Source organism: Niveispirillum sp. BGYR6, from assembly GCF_027568365.1.
Lineage (GTDB): Bacteria > Pseudomonadota > Alphaproteobacteria > Azospirillales > Azospirillaceae > Niveispirillum.
The window spans coordinates 219,265-239,846 of record NZ_JANLNL010000006.1 but is presented as its reverse complement, the minus strand read 5'-3'; the positions used below and the strand labels follow the sequence as shown (position 1 = coordinate 239,846).

The 20,582-nt window shown below is 65.0% G+C and carries 8 protein-coding genes; all 8 read left to right on the top strand.

What is annotated here, in order from left to right:
- Positions 1-27: 27 nt before the first annotated feature.
- The 8 genes from PCJ49_RS14910 to PCJ49_RS14875 all read left to right on the top strand — a co-directional run bounded on the left by PCJ49_RS14910 (position 28) and on the right by PCJ49_RS14875 (position 20,365).
- A complete protein-coding gene (locus PCJ49_RS14910; protein ID WP_269911604.1) occupies positions 28-1,350 on the top strand; it encodes a family 1 glycosylhydrolase in 1,323 nt (440 codons plus the stop codon).
- The gene (locus PCJ49_RS14905) at positions 1,347-1,781 is read left to right on the top strand and encodes a hypothetical protein (RefSeq protein WP_269911603.1); all 435 of its coding nucleotides are present in this window, start codon (positions 1,347-1,349) and stop codon (positions 1,779-1,781) included. Before PCJ49_RS14910 ends, PCJ49_RS14905 begins: the two co-directional genes overlap by 4 nt.
- A complete protein-coding gene (locus tag PCJ49_RS14900; RefSeq protein ID WP_269911602.1) occupies positions 1,774-5,190 on the top strand; it encodes a glycosyl hydrolase in 3,417 nt (1,138 codons plus the stop codon). The genes PCJ49_RS14905 and PCJ49_RS14900 overlap by 8 nt, the downstream gene beginning before the upstream one ends.
- Positions 5,191-5,227: 37 nt before the next feature.
- Entirely contained in the window at positions 5,228-6,148 is a 921-nt protein-coding gene (locus tag PCJ49_RS14895; RefSeq protein WP_089290378.1) for a LysR family transcriptional regulator, read from the top strand.
- A gap of 101 nt (positions 6,149-6,249) precedes the next feature.
- Positions 6,250-6,378 carry a hypothetical protein gene (locus tag PCJ49_RS14890; RefSeq protein ID WP_269911601.1) on the top strand — a complete coding sequence of 43 codons (129 nt, stop codon included), beginning with the start codon at positions 6,250-6,252 and terminating at the stop codon, positions 6,376-6,378.
- 106 nt (positions 6,379-6,484) lie between these two features.
- Positions 6,485-8,785 carry a TonB-dependent receptor gene (locus tag PCJ49_RS14885; RefSeq protein ID WP_269911600.1) on the top strand — a complete coding sequence of 767 codons (2,301 nt, stop codon included), beginning with the start codon at positions 6,485-6,487 and terminating at the stop codon, positions 8,783-8,785.
- An 817-nt stretch (positions 8,786-9,602) separates the two neighbouring features.
- Positions 9,603-19,271: an autotransporter outer membrane beta-barrel domain-containing protein gene (locus PCJ49_RS14880; RefSeq protein WP_269911599.1), complete on the top strand. Its 9,669-nt coding sequence runs from the start codon at positions 9,603-9,605 to the stop codon at positions 19,269-19,271.
- Positions 19,271-20,365: a TIGR03032 family protein gene (locus PCJ49_RS14875; protein WP_269911598.1), complete on the top strand. Its 1,095-nt coding sequence runs from the start codon at positions 19,271-19,273 to the stop codon at positions 20,363-20,365. The genes PCJ49_RS14880 and PCJ49_RS14875 overlap by 1 nt, the downstream gene beginning before the upstream one ends.
- Positions 20,366-20,582 lie beyond the last annotated feature (217 nt).

Sequence of the window (20,582 nt, the reverse complement as noted above, 5' to 3'; positions counted from 1 at the left end):
ATATAAAAGGACGGACGGGAGGAAAACATGAACAGGAAAGAGGTGCATCGCCGCACCCTGCTGGCCGCTGTACCGGCGGCCATGGCGCTGGCCGGGTTGCCCGGGCGCGGGCTTGCCGCATCGGCGGGCAACCCGTTTCCCAAAGGTTTCCTCTGGGGGGCGGCGATATCCGGCCATCAGACGGAAGGCAATAACAGCAACAGCGATACCTGGCTGCTGGAACAGTTGCAGCCCGGCCCCTTCCGGGAGAAATCCGGCATCGCCTGCGATTTTTTCAACCGTTATGCGGAGGATCTCTCCCTGGCGGCGCAACTCGGCTTCAATGCTTTTCGCTTCTCCCTGGAATGGGCGCGGATCGAGCCGGAGGAGGGGCGTTTCGATGAGAAAGCCCTGGACCATTACCGCCGCGTCGCTGCCACCTGTCGGGAAAAGGGCCTGACACCGGCCATCACCTTCAACCATTTCTCAACGCCCATCTGGTTTGCCAAGCGCGGCGGATGGGAGGTGGCGGGTTCCGCCGACAGTTTTGCGCGCTTCTGTGAACGGGCGGTGAAGGCGGTTGGTGACCTTACCGGGATCGCCGTCACGCTGAATGAACCCAATCTGGGCCGGCTGCTGCATGTCATTCTGCCGCCGCCCATCCTGGCAGAGATGCCCAAGGCCATGCAGGGGGCGGCGGCATTGGCTGGGTCAAGCCGCTTTTCCGCCGCCCAGTTCGGTGATCAGGATGCCATGTTGCCCAACCTGCTGGAAGGGCACCGCAGGGCGGTGGTCGCCATCAAGGCAGGGCCGGGTGATTTCCCGGTCGGTGTCTCCCTGGCCCTGGTCGATGATCAGGCCGTGGGGGCAGATTCTGTCCGCGACAAGGTGCGCGATTATCTGAACGCCGCCTGGCTGGAGGCGGCCAAGGCGGATGATTTCATCGGCGTGCAGACCTATGGCCGCAACCGCTTCGACGCCAAGGGCCTGATGCACCCGCCGGAAGGCGCGGAACTGACCCAGATGGGGGAGGAATTCTATCCCCAGGCATTGGGTGCCACCATCCGCTATGCCCATGCGGCCACGGGGCGGCCCGTCTATGTCACGGAAAACGGCATCGCCACTGCGGACGATACCCGCCGCGTCGCCTATATCGATGGGGCCTTGGCGTCCGTAAAGGCCTGTCTGGCCGATGGCATTCCGGTGAAGGGCTATCTGCATTGGTCCTTCATGGATAATTTTGAATGGATTGCCGCCTATGGCCCGAAATTCGGGCTGGTTGCTGTGGACCGCCAGACGCTGAAGCGCACGCCAAAGCCCAGTGCCGCCCATCTGGGTTCCATCGCCAAGCGTAACGGGGCCGTGGCATGAGCCGGGGGCTGATCGCGCGCGAGACCGCGATCAGCATGGCCATCAACAGTGCCCTGAACTATGGCTTCAGCCTGCTTGCCTTTGGCGGCAAGGCAGAGGTTCCGGTTTGGGGCGTTGGTGGCCTGCTGTTCGATCTGGTGCCCACCTGTTTCATGATCAGCCTGATGGGGTCGGTGGTGCCCAGCCTGATCAAGCGGCGGCATCTATCGCCCACCCCCAGCACCCGTTTCATCCTGTTGCGCGGGCTGCTGCTGGCGCTGCTGGCTGTGCTGGTTCTGGTGCCGACGGTGGCGCTGCTGCTGCGTGGGACGGAGACACTGTCCCTGGCGGCTGTCCTCTGGCTGAAATTGCCGTTGGGGGCGGTCCTGGCCTGCTGCGTGACCCTATGGTCGCTGCGCGGCTTGCTTCATCGGGAGGTTTCCCATGCGTGATGGTCGGAAAATCAAGGGGATAGCCGCGGCGCTGCTGACGGCCTGCCTGCTCTCTGGCACCTCGGCCCTGGCGGCGGATGCGCTGCGTGACGGGTTCCAGGCCCCGCCGGCGGCAGCCAAGCCGCGCGTCTGGTGGCACTGGCTGGGCGGCAATGTCAGTGCCGATGGCATTGACAAGGATCTGGCCTGGATGAACCGCGTCGGCATTGGCGGTTTCCAGCTTTTCACCGGCAATCTGGAAACCCCGCTGCTGGTGGAAAGGCCGGTCACGGTCTTTTCCCCGGAATGGCGTTCCATGGTGCGGCGCGCGGCGGAACGGGCCGACGCGCTGGGGCTGGAAATGACCATGGCCGCCTCGGCAGGGTGGAGCGAGACGGGCGGCCCCTGGGTGAAGCCCGCCCAGGGCATGAAGAAACTGGTCTGGAGCGAGACGGTCGTTGAGGGGGGCAAGCCCTTCAAGGGCACCCTGGCAGCGCCACCGCGCAACAGTGGCCCGTTCCAGGACATGCCGCTGCCGCCGGAACTGCGCCTGCCGCCCCCGCCGCCGGTGCGCGGGGCCAAGCCACGCCCGGCCGCCGCGCCAGTGTCGACGCCCACCCATTATGCCGATGTGGCGGTGCTGGCCTATCGGCTGGCCGATGGGGTGACGCCGCTGACGGCCCTGAAGCCGCGGATCACCAGCAGCGCCGGGGATGCCGCCCTGCTGGCCGATGGGCGCTATGATCAGGTGCTGCATCTGGAACAGAAGGCGCCGGATGGCGGTTTGGCCTGGGTGGAATATGCCTTCGACAAGCCGGTCAGCCTGCCGGCGCTGACCCTGGCGTCGGCCATTGAAGATCCGCTGAATGCGCTGTCGCCCGCCGGCGTGGTGGAAATTGCCGATGAAACGGGCGCGTTCCGGGAACTGGTGCGCGTGCCCCCGCAGCAGGTGGTGGCCTTCCCCGCCTCAGCCCCTGTGCGCACCATTGCCCTGCCGGCAGCCAAGGCGCAGCGCTGGCGCTTCCGTTTTGATCCGCTGCCGCCGCAGACCCTGGCCCTGCCGGGCATTCCCCCGCAGACAATCCATGCCGCGACGGAAGTGCGGTTCGAGACGGAGGCTTTGCTGGACCGCTGGCAGGCCAAGGCCGCCTATGACACGATGCGGGATTACGATACGCCCACCCCGCAGGACCGCGCCGCGGTGCCGCGCGATCAGGTGATCGACCTGACGGCGAAGCTGCGACCTGACGGCACGCTGGACTGGACGCCGCCGCCCGGCCGCTGGCAGGTGCTGCGCCTGGGCTATTCCCTGACCGGCACGAAAAACCACCCCGCCGACCCGGAGGGCACGGGGCTGGAGGTGGACAAGCTGGATGGCGTCGCCGTGCGCGCCTATCTGGAGGGCTATTTCAATCAGGTTGATCAGGCGCTGGGCGACCTGCGCGGGGCCAAGGGGCTGAAAAACCTGCTGACCGACAGTTGGGAGGCGGGGCAGTCCAACTGGACCCCGGCCCTGCCGGCGGAATTCAAGCGTCGGCGTGGGTATGATCTGCTGCCCTGGCTGCCGGTGCTGACGGGCCGTATCGTCGGGTCGGTGGCGGATAGTGAGCGGTTCCTGTGGGATTTCCGCCGGACCATCGCCGACCTGCTGGCCGAGGCGCATTTCCGCACCATCCGCGATTTCGCCCATGAAAAGGGTCTGGGTTATTACGTGGAGGCAATGGGCACCCGTCTGCCCACCACAGGCGATGGGCTGCTGAACAAGCGCTTCACCGATATTCCCATGGGCGAATTCTGGCAGATGCCGCCGGGTGCGCCGTCTGACCCCGCCCATACGTCCGATATCGCGGAGGCGGCGTCAGCGGCGCATTTCTATGGACAGAATATCGTGGCGGCAGAGGCGTTAACCGCCTTGCCCTTCATCCCGCCCTTCACGGCGACGCCGGCAGCGCTGAAGCCCTTTGCCGATCGGTTCCTGGCGCGGGGGGTAAACCGCTTTGTCATTCATACGTCGCCGCATCAGCCGCTGGACGATCTGCGCCCCGGCATTACGCTGGGGCCGTTCGGGCAGTTTTTCACCCGGCATGAAACCTGGGCCGAACAGGCCGGACCGTGGATGCAGTATCTGGCCCGGTCGTCCTTCCTGCAGCTGCAGGGGCGCTATGTGGCGGATATCGCTTGGTTCTATGGGGAAGGGGCGGCGGTCGCCCCGCCGGACCCGGACCGGTTGCCGCTGGCCGTGCCCGCTGGCAACAAGCTGGACTTTGTGAGCCGGGATGCGGTGACGGAACTGCTGGCCGTGAAGGATGGGCAGTGGCTTGCCCCGTCGGGGGCCACATACCGGTTGCTGGTTATCCCGCCGGGTGGGGATGGGCGGCTGAAACTGTCCCTGCCGGTACTGACCCGGCTGCGTGACCTGCTGGGGCAGGGGGGCGCTGTGCTGTCCCCCCGGCCCATCGGCAGCCCCAGCCTGGGCGATGATGCGGCCAAGGTGGCCGCGCTGATCCAGGAAATCTGGGGACCGGAGGGTGCAAGCACGGCAGCGCGCCGGGTGGGGCAGGGGCGGCTTTATCGGGGCACGGACATTGCCGCCGCGCTGGCGGATCTGGCTGTGGGGCCCGATCTGACCGTCGATGGTGCCGCCGATACTGATATCGCCTGGTCGCACCGGCGGACGGCGGAGGCGGATATCTGGTTCATCGCCAACCAGAAGGACCGGGCCGAGACCGTTACCCTGTCCCTGCGCGGCGATGGCAAGGATGTCAGCCTGTGGCACGCCGACAGCGGCAAGGTGGAACCCGCCAGCTATCGCCAGCAGGATGGCCGCACGCTGGTGCCGCTGACCCTGTTGCCGCATCAGGCACTGTTCATCATACAGCGTGGTGCCGCCCCGGCCCCCGCCCGCACGGTGCCAACCCCGGTGGAGGTGGCAAGCCTGCCGCTGGCGGGTGGCTGGGGGCTGCGCTTCCCCGCCGGGCAGGGTACGCCGGATCGGGTGGCGCTTCCGGCACTGGGCCTGTGGACGGAACGGGCCGAACCGGCCATCCGCCATTTTGCCGGTACGGCCACTTATGAAACCACGGTGACGGTTCCCGCCGACTGGAAGGGCAAGCCCGTGGAACTGGACCTGGGCACGGTCAAGGAACTGGCCAGCGTCAGCATCAATGGCCAGCCGGTGGGGACTGCGTGGAAACCGCCCTTCCGCCTGGATGTGGGGGCGGCGTTGAAGCCGGGGGAAAACCGCGTCAGCATCGCCGTCAGCAACCTATGGCCCAACCGGATCGCCGGGGATGCGGCGGGGGTGGGGGTACCCGTCACGGCCAATACCCATCCGCTGTTGCACCCCGATCCCAAGGCCCCCCTGCTGCCGTCGGGTCTGGCGGGCCCTGTGCGTCTGGTTCGGATGGCGCCGCAGGGAGATCGCGGGTAGGGTAGCGCCATAAAAAACAAGACCCTAGGGATGGAAAATGCGCTTCAACCGGCTTGACCTGAATCTCCTTGTCATTCTGGACAAGCTGCTGGCGGAGGAAAGCGTCAGCAAGGTGGCGCAGCAGTTGAACATGACGCAATCCGCCGTCAGCAACGCGCTGCGCCGCCTGCGCGAATATTTCGAGGATGAGCTGTTCGTGCAGGTGGGCCGCCGCATGGTGCCCACCCCCTTTGCCGAAATGCTGGGCGCGCAGGTGCGCGATACGCTGGTGGAGTTGGAACGCATCTCCGCCAGCCGTGCCGGCTTCGACCCGGCGGGGGAGGAACGGACCTTCACCCTGATCACGTCTGACTATGCTTTCCTGGTGTTCGTGGCGGAGGTGGTGCGGCGGTTACGTGAACGCGCGCCGGGCATCCGTATTCGTACCGTGCTGACCACGGAAAACGCGGCCGAACATCTGCGCCAGGGGGTGGCCGATTTCCTGATCGTGCCGGAAAAACGCACGGTGGAGGAATATCCCCGCGAGCCCTTGTTCAAGGATGATTTTGTCTGTGTCTGCTGGCAGGACAACCCGCTGATCGGGGACAGCATTTCCCTGGAACAATATCTGAACCTGGAACATGTCGGCACCAGCATGGGGCCGACAAAGGTGCCGCATATTGATGATGAGCTGCTGGCCGCGCGCGGCTTCCGCCGCAACATCACCATCTATGCCCCCAATTTCACCCTGGTGGCCGATGCCGTGATGGGCACTGACCGGATTGCCACCATGCACCGCCGGTCTGCCAATATCTGGGCCCGGCGGCTGCCGCTGCGGCTGCTGGAACTGCCCATCCAGTTGGGCGGGTTCACGCAAATGCTGCAATGGCATAAGCACCGGTCCAGTGACCCCGGCATGGCCTGGATGCGCACCTTCATGCGCGATGTGGCTGCCGATATCAGCAGTTCCAGTAAATGAGATTTCGTCCCAAACCATCATTTTGCGAAATACACATGATGTTGAATGAAAATGAACGGTTGGGGGACGGCTCTGTTATTGATGAACAATGAAAAGGTTCGGTGACGGTGCTGTTCGGCGGAACAGCCGTCACCGCCGACAAGCCCGCAAAAAAGCGGGCGGACAGGGGGAAACATGATCCGGTTGTCACTCAGGGTACCGCGCGTCTGACGACGGTGGGCCTGTTCTAAAAAAGCCAGACGGCAAATGCGTCATGACCCGGCGGCCCGGTTGATCCAGGGCCGCAATGGGATTGGCTTGCCGCGCAACAAAATCGTTCTTGGGAGGGACAAGACCATGAAGAAGGTCGTTCAACACGGCTGCCTGCGCAGCTATGCCGCCGCCATCGCCCTGCTGGTCGGGCTGGCGCCGCCAGCCCTGGCCCAACAGTCCGACGCCATCCTGCTGGATGAGGTGGTCGTCACCGCATCCCGCCGGCAGGAAAAGCTGCAGGAGGTGCCGCTGGCCGTGACGGCGGTGAGTGCCGAGCAACTGGCCGCCACCGGCATCAAGGGCCTGACCGATATTCAATATACCACGCCGGGTGTGCAGTTCGGCTCCACCCCCAATGATGCCGGTTTCCGGCTGCGTGGTGTGGGCAATGCCGGCGGCTTTGCCAGTTCCTCTGAAAGCCCCGTCGGCGTGGTGGTGGATGGCGTCGTCGTCGGCTTTGGCAGCCCGGTGGAAAGCCTGGGCGATATTGAACGGCTGGAAGTGCTGAAAGGCCCCCAGGGCACCCAGTTCGGCAAGAACGCCTCTTCCGGGGTGATTTCCATCACCACGCGCCGGCCGGACATGAATGCCGTATCGGGTGATCTTTTCGCCTCCTACGCCTCGCTCAACGAAACGGATATTCATGGCAACCTGAATGTGCCCCTGGCCGAGAATGCGGCCATGGCCATCTATGCCTTTGACCGACGCTATGACGGGTTCGTCAAGAATGTGGTGCGGAACGAGGAATGGGGCGGTACGACCCGGCAGGGCGTGCGTGGCAAGCTGTTGCTGGAGGCGTCGGACAATTTCACCGCCTATCTGATCGCCGACTATTCCCGCCGCAAGCAGAAGGGGCCGGGCCAGCTCTGGACCTTGAACAAGGTGCCCACGGGTGACCCCCGTTTCAATCCGCCGGGTGTCAATCTCGCCTCGCTGGGTGTCACCCCGTCCTATGACAATGAGAGTTCGGTTGAAAACGGCGCTGGTAACGAGCGTGAGCGCAATTATGGCAGTTCACTGGAACTAAACTGGCTGCTGGGTGATTATGAACTGACGGCCCTGTCCGCTTGGCGCGGGCAGGATATGCGGCCCAGCTCCTATGCCATTGATGCCGGCCCGCTTCCCACCTTTGAGGCACGGCGCAAGAATACGGCGCGTTCCATGCTGTCGCAGGAAATCCGCCTGACCTCCCCCAAGAACGAGACGCTGGAATATGTGACGGGGATTTACCTGTCGCGCCAAAAGGTGGATCAAACGGGTGAAAGTGCCTTGCTGCGGCCGGCCTTGCCCTTTGCGCCCGTCGCGCTTTCCATCACCGCGGGTTTGAACAGCGGGGAAACGACGACGGACAGTGCGGCCCTGTTCGGTGATGGCAAGCTGCATCTGGGGGACCAGTTCAGCCTGTTGGGGGGCCTGCGTATCTCCAAGGATTGGGTGGAGGCCAGCAACTGGTCAGTGCGTGATCCCGAGCTGCCGGCCAATGTCACCCCCTACACGCCGCGCCCCCGCTCCACCGGCAAGGTGAATGACAGCAGCCTGTCGGGCCGCATCGGTGCTGAATATAAGCCGGTCGATGATGTGCTGCTCTATGGCACCTACGCCCATGGCTATCTGGGGCCGACGGTCACCTTCTCCGCGCTGAGCGGGACGCGCACCCTGGTCAACCCGCAGACCGTGGATGATTTCACCATCGGGGCCAAGACCACCTTGCTGGATGGGCGGTTGACGCTGAATGGCAACCTTTTCCATGACAAGTACAAGAACCTGCAAACGGCCGTACTGCGCGGTTCGGAATTCCTGACCGAAAACGCGGGCGGGCTGCGCAGCAAGGGGTTCGAGATTGAATCGAACCTGCAGGTGACCCATGAATTGCGGTTGAACGCCTCGCTTTCCTATTCTGATGCGGCCTTTACCGACTATCTCACGGCCTGCCCCAACAATATCCAGCAGCAGGGGGCGGCCGCCATTGCGGCACAGTGCAACGCCCCCGGTTCCACCAGCGCCAACCCGCTCTATCAGGCCAAGGGCGATCCGTTGGCCAATGCCCCCAAGGTCAGCTACACGCTGGGGGCCAGCTATGAGCGGGACATCTTCAATGGCCTGCTGTTCGATATGAATGTGAACTATGCTTGGCGGGACAAGACCTATAACGCCGTTGGCAACCCGGATACCCGGCACCCGGCCTATGGGGTGATGAATGTCTCCCTGGGACTGGGCGCGGAGGATGGGGCCTGGCGCGTCGGCCTGTTTGCCCGCAACCTGTTTGACGAGAATTTCAAGGCCGCTATCCTTGCCACGCCCTTTGCCAATGTCGGTAATTATGTGAACTGGAACGTGCGTGAAGGGCGGCGCACCTTGGGCGTTTCGTTGGAAACACGGTTTTAAGACGATCCCCTTTTATACCAGACGCCCTGGCTGCGGGACGGGCTTTAGCCCAAAACGTCGACGGTCTCCGTACGGTCTCCGTGCCGCCGAGCACGGGGGGATGGCCATCCCCCCGTGCTCATCCTGACGGACACAAAGACCATAACCTAATTTCAAGGCACGAGACGCCGGGCGCTGCCTCCGGCAGCTTGGCTTACGCGCCCATGGGGGTGCTGAGCCGGTGGTTGCCGGCTTCCAAGGGTCATGTCCCATCCCCCTTGGTGTATACTGAAAAGGGTCAAGCTTAACGCCGAACAAAAACTGTCCGGTCACGGGGACAGCTCTACGGGTCCACATTCTAAAATGGCCGATCAGACAGTGTAATTGCCATGAATCTGTCCAATTAGTAAATAAAAAAAATTATAATACATGTAATTATGTCATTCTATATCGGCATATTTGTCATTATATACTGATATGCTTCGTAACAAAACATATATAAATCGCAAATATCGCTCACCAAAGATTGATGTAATATACGAAATTTTAGTGATAGGGTTTTGCTAAAATTTTCAGAAAGCCGGGTTTGTGTTGTGCGTGTTGTCGCTGGCTTCATTTCTGCCGTTAGGGGCGCCATCAATCCATAAAAAAGTGTATAGGTAGCAAAAAACCACCACTATGCAGATAATATGGTATATGCTAACACGATGATGAAGAGCCGTCGAACAGGGGCGACGGGTGAGATGTGGGTGGGCTGATGGCACGGGATGGGGTTTATGCTGACCATTCGGTCGGTATAGTGGGTCGTTTGTTCGTGACGTCCAACGCAAAGTTGCGCTTGTCCACGGCCATTTCGTCCACATTATGGGGGCTCGCTACTCTGGCCGGTGCCGGCTCGCCGGTACATGCGCAGAATATTCCTTTCACCTATGCCGTGGGCGGTACTTCCGGCGGTGGGGGCGGCAGCGAGAATTATGATATCGATGACGCCTATGGTAGCGCGGGTGGTGGCGGCGCGAACTTTGGCAAGCCGCAATTCACGTTTACCGGCTCGGCCAGCAATGCGACCTCGGCCGTGGTCATCAGCACGACCGGTGGTGCCGGTGGCGGGGGTGGCTACGGCTGGTCGGGAACGGGCTCGGGCACAGGCGGCGCGGGGGGCGGGGGCGGCTGGGGGGGCTACACCGTTGTCACCGCCAACAACGTTACAGCCAGCACCAGCAACGATACGATCTCCATCCAGTCCATCGGCGGCGTTGGTGGTGGCGGTGGTTACGGCAAAAGCCGCACGGATTCTGCCGATGGCGGCGGCGGCGGGACAGGTGGCGGCGCCGGTGCGATCAACCTCACGGTCACCAGTTCAACGCTGAATTCCGCTTCACAGCAAGGTATTTCGCTGTTCAGTGCCGGGGGTTATGGCGGTGTCGGTGGGTGGTCCTATTCCGCTTTCGACAATGCCACCGGTGGCACCGGCGGTGCGGGGGGCATCGGCAACTGGGTCCGCCTCACCATGAGCGAGTCCACCGTGACCGGCGGCACCGGCGGCGACAATAACGCCATTTTCATGCAATCGGCCGGTTGGACCGGTGGCGCGGGAGGCGCGGGCACAACCGACACCGCCAATGTCTGGGGCGGCACGGGCGGTGCGGGGGGGCAGTCGAGCGACTTCTGGATTACTTACGGTTCCATCAGCAATTCCACCGTCACCGGTGCCGGCAACGGCATCACGACCTTGAGCACAGCCGGCTGGGGCGGTTTCGGCGGTGAAGCTTCGACCGGCACGGCAAGAGCATACGGCGGTGCCAGCGCCACCGGCGGCGCGGCTGGATATGCAGGGCTGAACATTTCCGGCGATAGCACCATCACCGCCAACAATGGTCAGGCCATCATCATATCCTCGATCGGTGGATTATCTCAGGCTGCGGGAGCGGCCGACAGCGATGGTGACACCGCCTATGGCGGGGCCGGGGGCGCGGGTGGCGCGGGCGGAACCGCAAAGTTGACCCTCACAAACGCCACTGCGTTCGGCACCGCTGGCGGCGCCGTCATCACTTCTGTGGGGGGGGCGGGCGGCGGCGGTGGCTATGGCCGCAGTGGCGGCGGCCATGGCAATGGTGGTAGTGGCGGTGTCGGCGGTGCCGGTGGTGGCGCCTATGCCACCCTGTCCGGCAGCACCATCAATGGTGGCGCCGGCACGGCCTTATCGGTGACGTCGGCGGGTGCCGTTGGCGGCACCGGCGGGGGCGGCCACTCCGACGGGGACAGTTCTGACGGTGGCGCGGGCGGCACAGGCGGGGCGGGAAGCACTGTCGGTATCACCATTACCAACGTACAGATCGGGACCGGTGGTATCAAAACCGGGGGCAATGGCGTGGTCGCAGCCTCGCTCGGTGGCGGCGGCGGCGCAGGGGGAGAAGGTGATTCCACCACCGTCAATGCCACTGGCGGAAATGGCGGTACCGGTGGTGATTCAGCCGCTGTTACCATCGCCGTGTCCGGCGGGAATATCCAGCCCTGGGGCAGCGCGCTTGTGGCTCGCTCCAACGGTGGCGGTGGCGGCACTGGCGGTTACGGCTATGGCGGCATCTCCGATTCATGGGGGGGCACCGGCGGTGCCGGCGGCAACGGCGGTTCTGTCTCCGTGTCGATCAGCAATGGCGCCATCCTCTCCGCCAGCGCTGCCAGCGCGCCTGCGGTGGCCCTGTACGCCAATGGCGGCGCCGGTGGGACCGGTGGATCCGCGCGCTCCGATGCAACGGCGCAAGGGGGCGCCGGCGGCATCGGCGGCACTGGTGGTACCGCGGCTTTGGTGGTCGGAGCGGACGTCAACATCTCGACCGGCGGCGCGAATGCCGTGGGGGCCCTGGTGGCGGCGAATGGCGGCGCCGGCGGGGCGGGTGCGACGCCCGATGATGCCCTGAACGAGGTGGGCGGCGCCGGTGGTACCGGCGGTAGCGCCGCTTCGGGCACCGCGGCGAGTGTCAAGATCGCAAGCGGCGCCACCATCACCACTTCCGGCTTCGGCTCCACCGGCATCGTTGTGGAAAGCCTGGGCGGGGCGGGAGCCAGCGGTGGCAGCGTCGGCGGCTTTTTCTCTGGCGATGGGGGGGCCGGCAGTGCTGGTGGCACGTCCGGCTATGTCTATCTGAACAATGCCGGCAAGGTCGCCACCAGCGGGGCAGCCGCCATCGGGATAGTGGCTCAGTCCGTGGCGGGCGGTGGTGGCAACGGTGGCTCGTCCGATTCCGTGACGTCGCCCCTGGGGGGCAACGGTGCGGCGAGCGGGGATGCTGGTGGCGTCACGGCCATCACCAGCGGCAGTATTCAAACCACGGGCGGCTATGCGCACGGGATGTTGGTGCAGTCGGTGGGCGGCGGTGGCGGCAGCCTGCTGGGCGGCGCCGGCTCATCCATCTCGGTGGGCGGCACCTCCTCCACGGGCGGCAAGGGCGGCGGCGCCCAGGTCCTGGCGCGCAACGATGGCACAGTTACCACACAGGGCAATTTCTCCGATGGCATCCTCGCCCAGTCCATCGGCGGCGGGGGTGGTAATGGCGGTGGCGCGGGCGGCATCGGTTCCCTTGGTGGTCAGGGAGCGTCGGGCGGCAATGCGGACAACACAAAGGTATACAACAGCAACCTGATCACGACGAACGGCTCTAACTCCATCGGCATCGCGGCTCAATCGATCGGCGGCGGTGGCGGCCGCGGCGGCGGCGCGATGAGCGTCAGCATCGTTGCCGCCGCTGCTATCGGTGGGGGCGGGGGCGGGGGCGGCACCGGCGACTATGTCTTGGTCAAGAATTCCGGCGCTACGGCTTCGACCATCACTATTTCTACCGCGGGCGACTATTCCACTGGTGTGCTGGCCCAGTCGGTGGGCGGCGGCGGGGGGGCCGGTGGTAACGCCCTGGCGGCGGATATCGGTATCGCGGCCCTGTCCATCGGCGGCACCGGCGGCGGCGGCGGTAGTGCCGGCATCGTCAATGTGGCCAATAACGCTGGCATCAAGACGACGGGCGACCGTGCCGACGCGATCATCGCCCAGTCGGTGGGTGGGGGCGGCGGCACTGGTGGCAGCGCCCATTCGGCCAGCGCTGGTCTCTATTTCAGCGCTGCGGTGGCGCTGGGCGCTAATGGCGGCGGCGGCGGCATCGGCGACACGGTCACCGTCACTAATGCCGGCAGCATTGCCACCTCGGGCACCGACTCTTTCGGCATCATCGGTCAATCGGTAGGCGGTGGCGGCGGTCACGGCGGCTCCTCCTCGGCCAAGAGCATAGCCGTATCCGTTGACGCACCTGCGGCCTCGGTGTCCGCCAGTCTCGGCGGCTCTGGCGGTTCAGGGGATGTGGGGGGCAACACGACTGTCGATAATACGGGCTCCATCGCCACCACCGGCCTGGGCTCGACGGCGATCCTTGCCCAGTCGGTGGGCGGCGGCGGTGGCGTGGGTGGCGATTCCAGCGCCCTGTCAGTCGCGGGCTCGCCAGAAGGGGCGCTTAACGTTTCCGTGGCCCTCGGCGGCTCCGGCGGCAGCGGGGCCAGCGCCGGCACGGTCGCCGTCAGCAACTCCGGCACCATCACCACGGCCAACGACTTCGCCGACGGGGTGCAGGCCCAGTCCATTGGCGGCGGCGGGGGCAATGGCGGGATCGGCACCACCTCGGGCGCTGCCGCGACCATGCCGGGCGCGATCAGCGCCTCCATTTCTCTCGGCGGCGGTGGCTCCGGTGGTTCGGCTGGCAACGGCGCCGGTGTGAGTGTCACCAACGCCGGCGTCATCTCAACGCAAGGTGCAGGTGCGCGCGCTGTGTTCGTCCAGTCGGTGGGCGGCGGCGGTGGCAGCGCCGGCGGCGGCACGGCGAATTCCAACGGTGGCAAGGTGAGTGTCAGCGCCACACTCGGCGGAAGCGGTGGCGGGGGCGGCAATGGCGGCGCGGCCAGCATCACCAATCTGGGCACCTTGTCCACCTCTGGTGATGACGCGGATGCCGTGCTGGCCCAGTCGGTGGGTGGCGGTGGCGGTGTCGGCGGTAGCGCCAGCAGCACCACCAAAACCGGTTCGTCCAGTTTTTCCGGCATGATTCCCGGTAGTTCCAATGCCAGCTTCGGCCTCACAGCGAGCCTGGGCGGCTCCGGCGGCGCCGGCGGATATGGCGGCAGTGTCGCCGTGACATCCGGAACGGCTGGGGCCGGCGCCAGCATCACCACTACGGGCGATCACTCCTCTGCCATTTTCGCCCAGTCGGTCGGCGGCGGCGGCGGTAAAGGTGGGGCGGCGGCTGGCGCGGAGAGCGGTGGCAAGGTCGGCCTCACGTTCACCCTGGGCGCTACTGGCGGTGGTGGTGGCGATGGCGGTAACACCAAGGTGAACACCTACGGCACGGTGAGCACGAAGGGCACGGACTCGGTTGCTATTTTTGCCCAATCGGTGGGCGGCGGCGGCGGCAGTGCCGGTAACACCAACAGCGCGACCACGGCCCATATCGCCCTTGGCGGTGCCATCGGTTCCAGCGGCGGCGCCGGTGGCTCTGGCGGCAATGTAACGGTCGATACGTCTGGCACCGTCGCGACGGTCGGCGCTCTCTCCGACGCCATTCTCGCCCAGTCGGTGGGCGGTGGCGGCGGCTCCGGTAGCACGGCGGGCGCGGATGATCATGCCTCCGGCACGGAAGCAGTGTCGCTCTCCGTCAGCCTCGGCGGCTCCGGCGGTGTGGGGGGGCAGGGCGGCCAGGTGGTGGTCGATAACAGCGGGACGGTCTCCACGGCGGACGCCCATGCCAACGGTATTCTCGCCCAATCCATCGGCGGCGGCGGCGGCAAGGGTGGCGCGGTTTCCGCCAAGGGCGCCGGCGGCTCCTATAACATCAGCGCTTCGCTGGGGGGCTCCGGTGGCAGCGCCACGCAAGGCGGCGCCGTCACCGTCTCCAATTCCGGTGCGATCCAGATCACCGGCGATCAGGCCATGGGAATCCTCGCCCAATCGGTGGGTGGCGGCGGTGGCACGGCGGGTGGCTCCGCTAACACAGCCAATGGCGGTAAGGTGGGCGTCAGTTTGGGCCTCTCCGGCTCTGGCGGCACCGGCGGCGACGGTCAGCAGCTGCTGATCTATAATAGCGGGAGCATTCAAACCAGTGGCGCCGGCGGTATCGCCGTCCTCGCCCAGTCCATCGGCGGCGGCGGGGGCAATTCCGGCAGTGCGTCGGACAGCGCCTCCAGCAAGATCGGCGTCGGCGCCGCTCTCTCCGGCACGGGTGGCGGCGGTGGCAATGGCGGCACTGTCCAGGTTAATCTGAAGGCACCGAACAGCGGCGCCGCGCAGATCGGCACCACGGGAGCCCATGCAGACGCCATCCTGGCGCAATCCATCGGTGGTGGTGGCGGCAACGCTTCCTCTGCCTCCAGCACGGCAGCGGGTGCCGGCAACAAGGGGGGTGGTGTCGCACTCGGTATGGGTGGTGCCGGTGGTGCCGGCGGCTCTGGCCAGAACGTTACCGTCACCAATGGCGGCAATGGCACCGCAATGACCATGATCTCCACGTCCGGCCTGATGTCGAGCGCCATCGTCGCCCAGTCCATTGGCGGCGGCGGCGGGCGTGGCGGCGGATCGTCCAGCGCCACCGACGGATCGGGCGTGGCGGCGGTTTCGGCCACGCTGGGCGGTTCCGGTGGTTCCGGTGGTGATGGCGGTCAGGTCAGCCTCACCAATGGCGGACAAGTTAAGACTGCGGGCCAGCACGCCATCGGGCTGCTTGCCCAGTCCGTTGGTGGCGGCGGTGGCAACGCCAGCGTCGCCAGCACGGCAGCGAAAGACAGCAAGGCTGACGCCAATGTCTCCGCCACGCTGGGCGGCTCGGGCGGCTCCGGCGGCAATGGCGGCAGCGTAAGCGTCACGCACTCCTCCACGCTCGTCACGCAAGAGGCCGCCGCCGTCGGCATCATTGCCCAATCCGTGGGCGGAGGCGGCGGCAATGCCGCGGCGAGCCAGGCAACTGCGACCGGCGGCAAGGTGTCGGTGGCGCTGGGTCTCGGCGGCTCGGGCGGCGGCGGCGGCGATGGCGGTGACGTGCAGGTTGATCTTGCCGGCAGCGTCGGTACCTCGGGCGCTCACGCCATCGGTGTCATCGCGCAATCTGTGGGCGGCGGCGGTGGCACCGGCGGCAACGCCGACAATGCGGCGACGGGCCATATCGCCCTTGGCGGCGACCTTTCAGGCGGCGGTGGCCAGGGGGGTGTCGGCGGGGATGTCACGGTTTCGCTCGACCAGCAGCCGAATCTTAAGATCACCACCAGCGGCCCGTCAGCCGAAGGTGTCCTGGCGCAATCGATCGGCGGCGGCGGCGGCTCCGCTGGGTCCGGCGCCGGCAAGGCGGATGGCGCGAGCGGTAGCGACGTGGCGCTCACATTGGCGCTTGGCAGTACGGGCGGCAGCGGTGCGACCGGTGGCACAGTGACCATTCAAGATGTCGCCAATGGTGGAACAATCTCGACCAGTGGCAGTGAGTCGGCAGGTGTGGTCGCCCAGTCCATCGGCGGCGGCGGCGGCAGGGGCGGTGCCGCGGCTTCAGGCTCCACCGGTTCCTCCGCCGTCGCGCTGTCCGCTTCGTTGGGGGGCACGGGCGGTACAGGTGGCGCCGGCGGTGCGGTCAATGTGACCGTCGCCAACAGCATCGTTACCCAGGGCGGCGGGTCCGACGGCATTCTCGCTCAGTCCGTCGGCGGGGGCGGCGGCAATGCGGCACTCACCAATGCCATCGGCAAGAGCGACAAGAGTGACGTCTCTCTCTCTTTCGGGCTCGGTGGCTCCGGCGGCACGGGTGGTACGGGTGGCCAGGTAACCGTCACCCAGTCCGGCAACATCGCGACTGCTGGTGAGGGTGCGGAGGGGGTGGCGGCGCAATCCATCGGCGGCGGCGGCGGCCGAGCGTCGGCGGTGGCGGCGCAATCCAATGACGGAACCGTCAAGGGGGCGCTCGCCGTCGGCGGCAGCGGCGGCAGTGGCAATGCTGGTGGCGCGGTGACCGCAACCGTGAACGGGAAGATCTCCACGACCGGTGTCAATGCCGATGGCCTCTTCGCGCAATCTATTGGCGGCGGCGGTGGCAACATGCTGGCGGTGTCTGCCGCAAGCACTGGCGATGCGTCGCTCGGCCTCACCATGGGCGGCGCCGGTGGAAGCGGCAACGACGGCGGTGCGGTGAGCGCGACCGTCGCCCAGGGCGCGGTCATCTCCACCACCGGCCGCAACGCCCACGGTGCGCTGCTCCAGTCCATCGGCGGTGGCGGCGGCAAGGTAGCCTCGGCCTCTGCCGATGCCTTCAGCAGCTTCGCTTTTGGTGGCGCCACGTCCGGGGCTGGATCGAATGGCGGGAAGGTGACCCTGGATTTCTCGGGGGCCGTGAAAACCACGGGCGCCGGTGCCAATGGCATTTTCATCCAGTCCATCGGCGGCGGCGGCGGTATCGCTGGCGACATGGCGAGCACGCTGTTCGGCTCCGCTTCCACCAAACCGGAGACTACGGGTGGTAACGGTAGCGGCGGCGACATCACGGTTACCGTGACTGGCGGCGTCTCCACTACCGGGGCCAACGCGGCAGCAATCAACCTCCAGTCCGTCGGCGGCGGCGGCGGCGTGGTGCAGGCCGGCGCCACCAGCTTCGTCGGCAGCGCCGGCGGCGCCGGCAACTCGGGGGCCATTAATCTGGGCGTCTCCAGCACGATATCGGCCAGCGGCAATAATGCGCCGGGCATCTATGCGTTGAGTGCAGTGAGCGGTGCCGGCAGCGCCGGGCCGATTTCCATCAGCCTTCTCAACGGCGCGAACGTTACCGGCGGCCTCGGTGCCGCGGCGGGCATCATGCTGTCGGGCAGCGGCACCAACACCGTCACGCTGGCTTCCGGTGCAAGCCTTCAGGCACTGAACGGTACCGCCATCAGCGTCGCTGCCGGCAATGCCAGTGTTACCAATATGGGCACGATCACCGGCAATGTGAAGCTGGGAAGCGGGGTCAGCAGCTTTACCAACCAGATGGGTGGTCAGTTCAACAGCGGTACGGCCGTGGGGTTGGGCGGTGGCGTGTTGTCCAATGCCGGCACGCTGGCCCCGCTCGGCACCAGCCAGATTGGCACGATGAGCATCACCGGCAGTCTGAATTCGACCGGTACGCTGCAATTCGAACTGGATGCCAGCAGTAACAGGGCGGATCTCATCCAGACGTCCGGCTCGGTCAATGTCTCGGGCACGCTGTTTGGCAATGCGCTCACCATCGCGCCGAACACGTCCTTCACCGTGTTCTCCGCGGCGCAAGGGGTCAACTTCTCGGCTCAGACGACAAGCAATTCCCTCATCTATGGCTGGAAGGCCACGCTCGGCACGTCGGGGGCGAACCAGACGCTGATGCTGTCCCCGACAGCGAACTTCATGCCTAACGGCGTGAGCCTTTCGGCCAATGCCCAGTCTGCCGCCCAACATCTGCAGGCGACGTGGGCGTCTGGCGGATCGCCGTCTGCGAACAACCTGTTCAACTCGCTCCTCGGCGTGACATCGGCGACGGACTATCAGGCGGCACTCGCCGACTTGTCCCCGACACTGCTCTCCGCGTCGGCTTCGACGCGGACGTCCGAAAGCCGGGCGGTGCTGAACCGCACCATGAGTTGTCCTGTCTTCGCCGAAGGCACCATGCTCGTGGTGGAGGATGCGTGCAGCTGGGCGCGCGTGATCCTGGGCCGCACCACGCAGGCCAGCAGCTCCAAGGACACTGCTACGTTCCAGGCCGGGGTGCAAACGGAGGTGGCGCAGCAATGGTTTCTTGGTCTGTCGGCGGCCTATCAGAAGTCCTGGAGCAACGGCGATGGCAACAGCGGCAAAAGTTCTGGCAACGGTTTCGATATCAGCGCCGCGATCAAGCATCAGTATGGACCCTGGTTGTTCGCAGCGGCGGTGGATTTCGGCTGGATCGGTGACGATAGCTCCCGCACCATCGGTATCCTGGGGGCAAGCCCGTCCTCCTCGTCGGACACCTACAATGTCACTAGCCGCGTGCGCATAGCCCGCGACCTGCCGTTCAACGATTTCTACCTGCGGCCCTTTGTCGACCTGGATGTGTCCCACGTGAAAGTGCCCGGACATGAGGAGACCGGCTCCAGCGGCGCTGAACTCACGATCCATGGGACAAGCCAGACCACTGTCCTGGCGTCGCCATCCATCGAATGGGGCACGCGTTTCGTCCTGAGTGACAACACCGAATTGCGGTCCTTTGCGGGGCTGGGCGTCACCTTCTCCTCGAATGACAGATGGACCACGCCGGCCAGCCTGACCGGTGCGCCGCCCGGCACCAATACTTTCGATACTGTGACCTCCATGCCCGGCACCACAACCAATTTTAACCTCGGCCTGCAGGCAGTGATGGCAAAGACCTGGGAGATCAAGCTTGACTATGGCCTGGGTTTTGCCAACAACTACAAGTCGCAAGAGATCTTTGCTCGTTTGGCGGTTCATTTCTGATGGATACACATCCCACTGTAGAAGACGTGCCGGCACCATCGCCGGCACCGCTGAAAACGGACCTCACCTGCTCGCGGGGCTTCTCCCAGTGGCTTGCTCAGCATCAGGTGAGTATCGCGTTCTCTTCCTATCAGACAGGTCAACTTTTCCTGGTGGGACGAATGCCGGATGGTACGGTCTCATTCCACCAGCGCGATTTTGAGCGCGCCATGGGTTTGTGGCATGAGCCCGGGCGACTGTTCCTTGCCTCGCTTGTCCAGATTTGGCGGCTTGAGAATGTGCTGGCATCCCATGAACGGGCCAACGGGCATTTCGACGGCCTCTTCGTTCCCCGCACGGCGCGGATCACTGGTGATGTGGATGCCCATGAACTCGTGGTCGAGGCTAGCGGGCGCGTGGTGTTCGTCAACACCAAATTTTCCTGCCTCGCCACCTATAGCCTGTCCCACAGCTTCAAGCCCGTGTGGAAGCCGAAATTCATCTCCCGCCTTGCCGCCGAGGATCGCTGCCACCTGAACGGCCTTTGCCTTGAGGATGGTGTGGTCCGCTATGTCACGGCCGCGGGGCGTAGCGATGTGGTTGATGGCTGGCGTGAAAGCCGTGTGGGCGGCGGCCTTGTCATTCGCACGGACGACGATGTCGTGGTGGCTGACGGCTTCTCGATGCCACATTCGCCGCGGCTATATAATGGAGCACTCTGGGTATTGGATTCCGGGCGCGGCTATCTTGTGCGCATTGATCCCGCGACCGGGGCGAAGACCGACGTCGCTTTCTGCCCCGGCTTCATGCGTGGCCTCGCCTTCCATGATGGCCACGCCATCGTCACTTTATCTCTGCCGCGCAATCTAAGATTCAAGGGGATGCCGATTGAGGACGAGATTGCGCGACGCGGCGGTCAGCCGTGGTGCGGTGTGCATATCATCAATCTCGCCACCGGCGACGTGGTCGAATGGATTCGCCTGGAGGGCGGCATCCGCGAATTATTCGACGTGACGGTGATACCCGGCATCGCCTGCCCTATGGCAGCACCGTTGCAGGGGCCGGACCTTGCAAACCTCCTCACTATCGAGGCATCCGACCGTCAGCTGGATTGAACGATGACGTGCTCCCTCGGAATGTGTTCAGCGTAAAGCAGGGTCCTCCCCATGGGAGGATGACCATGAAAGGCCTAGCATAATATACCCAAGTGCCGAATAAATTCGGCAAAATGTTCAAACGCCGCAATGGTTTAGATATACCCAGTTCGGGGGTTCTCCCGTCACTTGGGTATACCAACGGCCATAATTCATGACCGTTGGTAATGCTGCGACT

Coding starts and splice junctions, on each gene's coding strand:
- PCJ49_RS14910 (WP_269911604.1), top strand. CDS start 28: ATGAACAGGAAAGAGGTGCATCGCCGCACCCTGCTGGCCGCTGTACCG.
- PCJ49_RS14905 (WP_269911603.1), top strand. CDS start 1,347: ATGAGCCGGGGGCTGATCGCGCGCGAGACCGCGATCAGCATGGCCATC.
- PCJ49_RS14895 (WP_089290378.1), top strand. CDS start 5,228: ATGCGCTTCAACCGGCTTGACCTGAATCTCCTTGTCATTCTGGACAAG.
- PCJ49_RS14885 (WP_269911600.1), top strand. CDS start 6,485: ATGAAGAAGGTCGTTCAACACGGCTGCCTGCGCAGCTATGCCGCCGCC.
- PCJ49_RS14900 (WP_269911602.1), top strand. CDS start 1,774: ATGCGTGATGGTCGGAAAATCAAGGGGATAGCCGCGGCGCTGCTGACG.
- PCJ49_RS14875 (WP_269911598.1), top strand. CDS start 19,271: ATGGATACACATCCCACTGTAGAAGACGTGCCGGCACCATCGCCGGCA.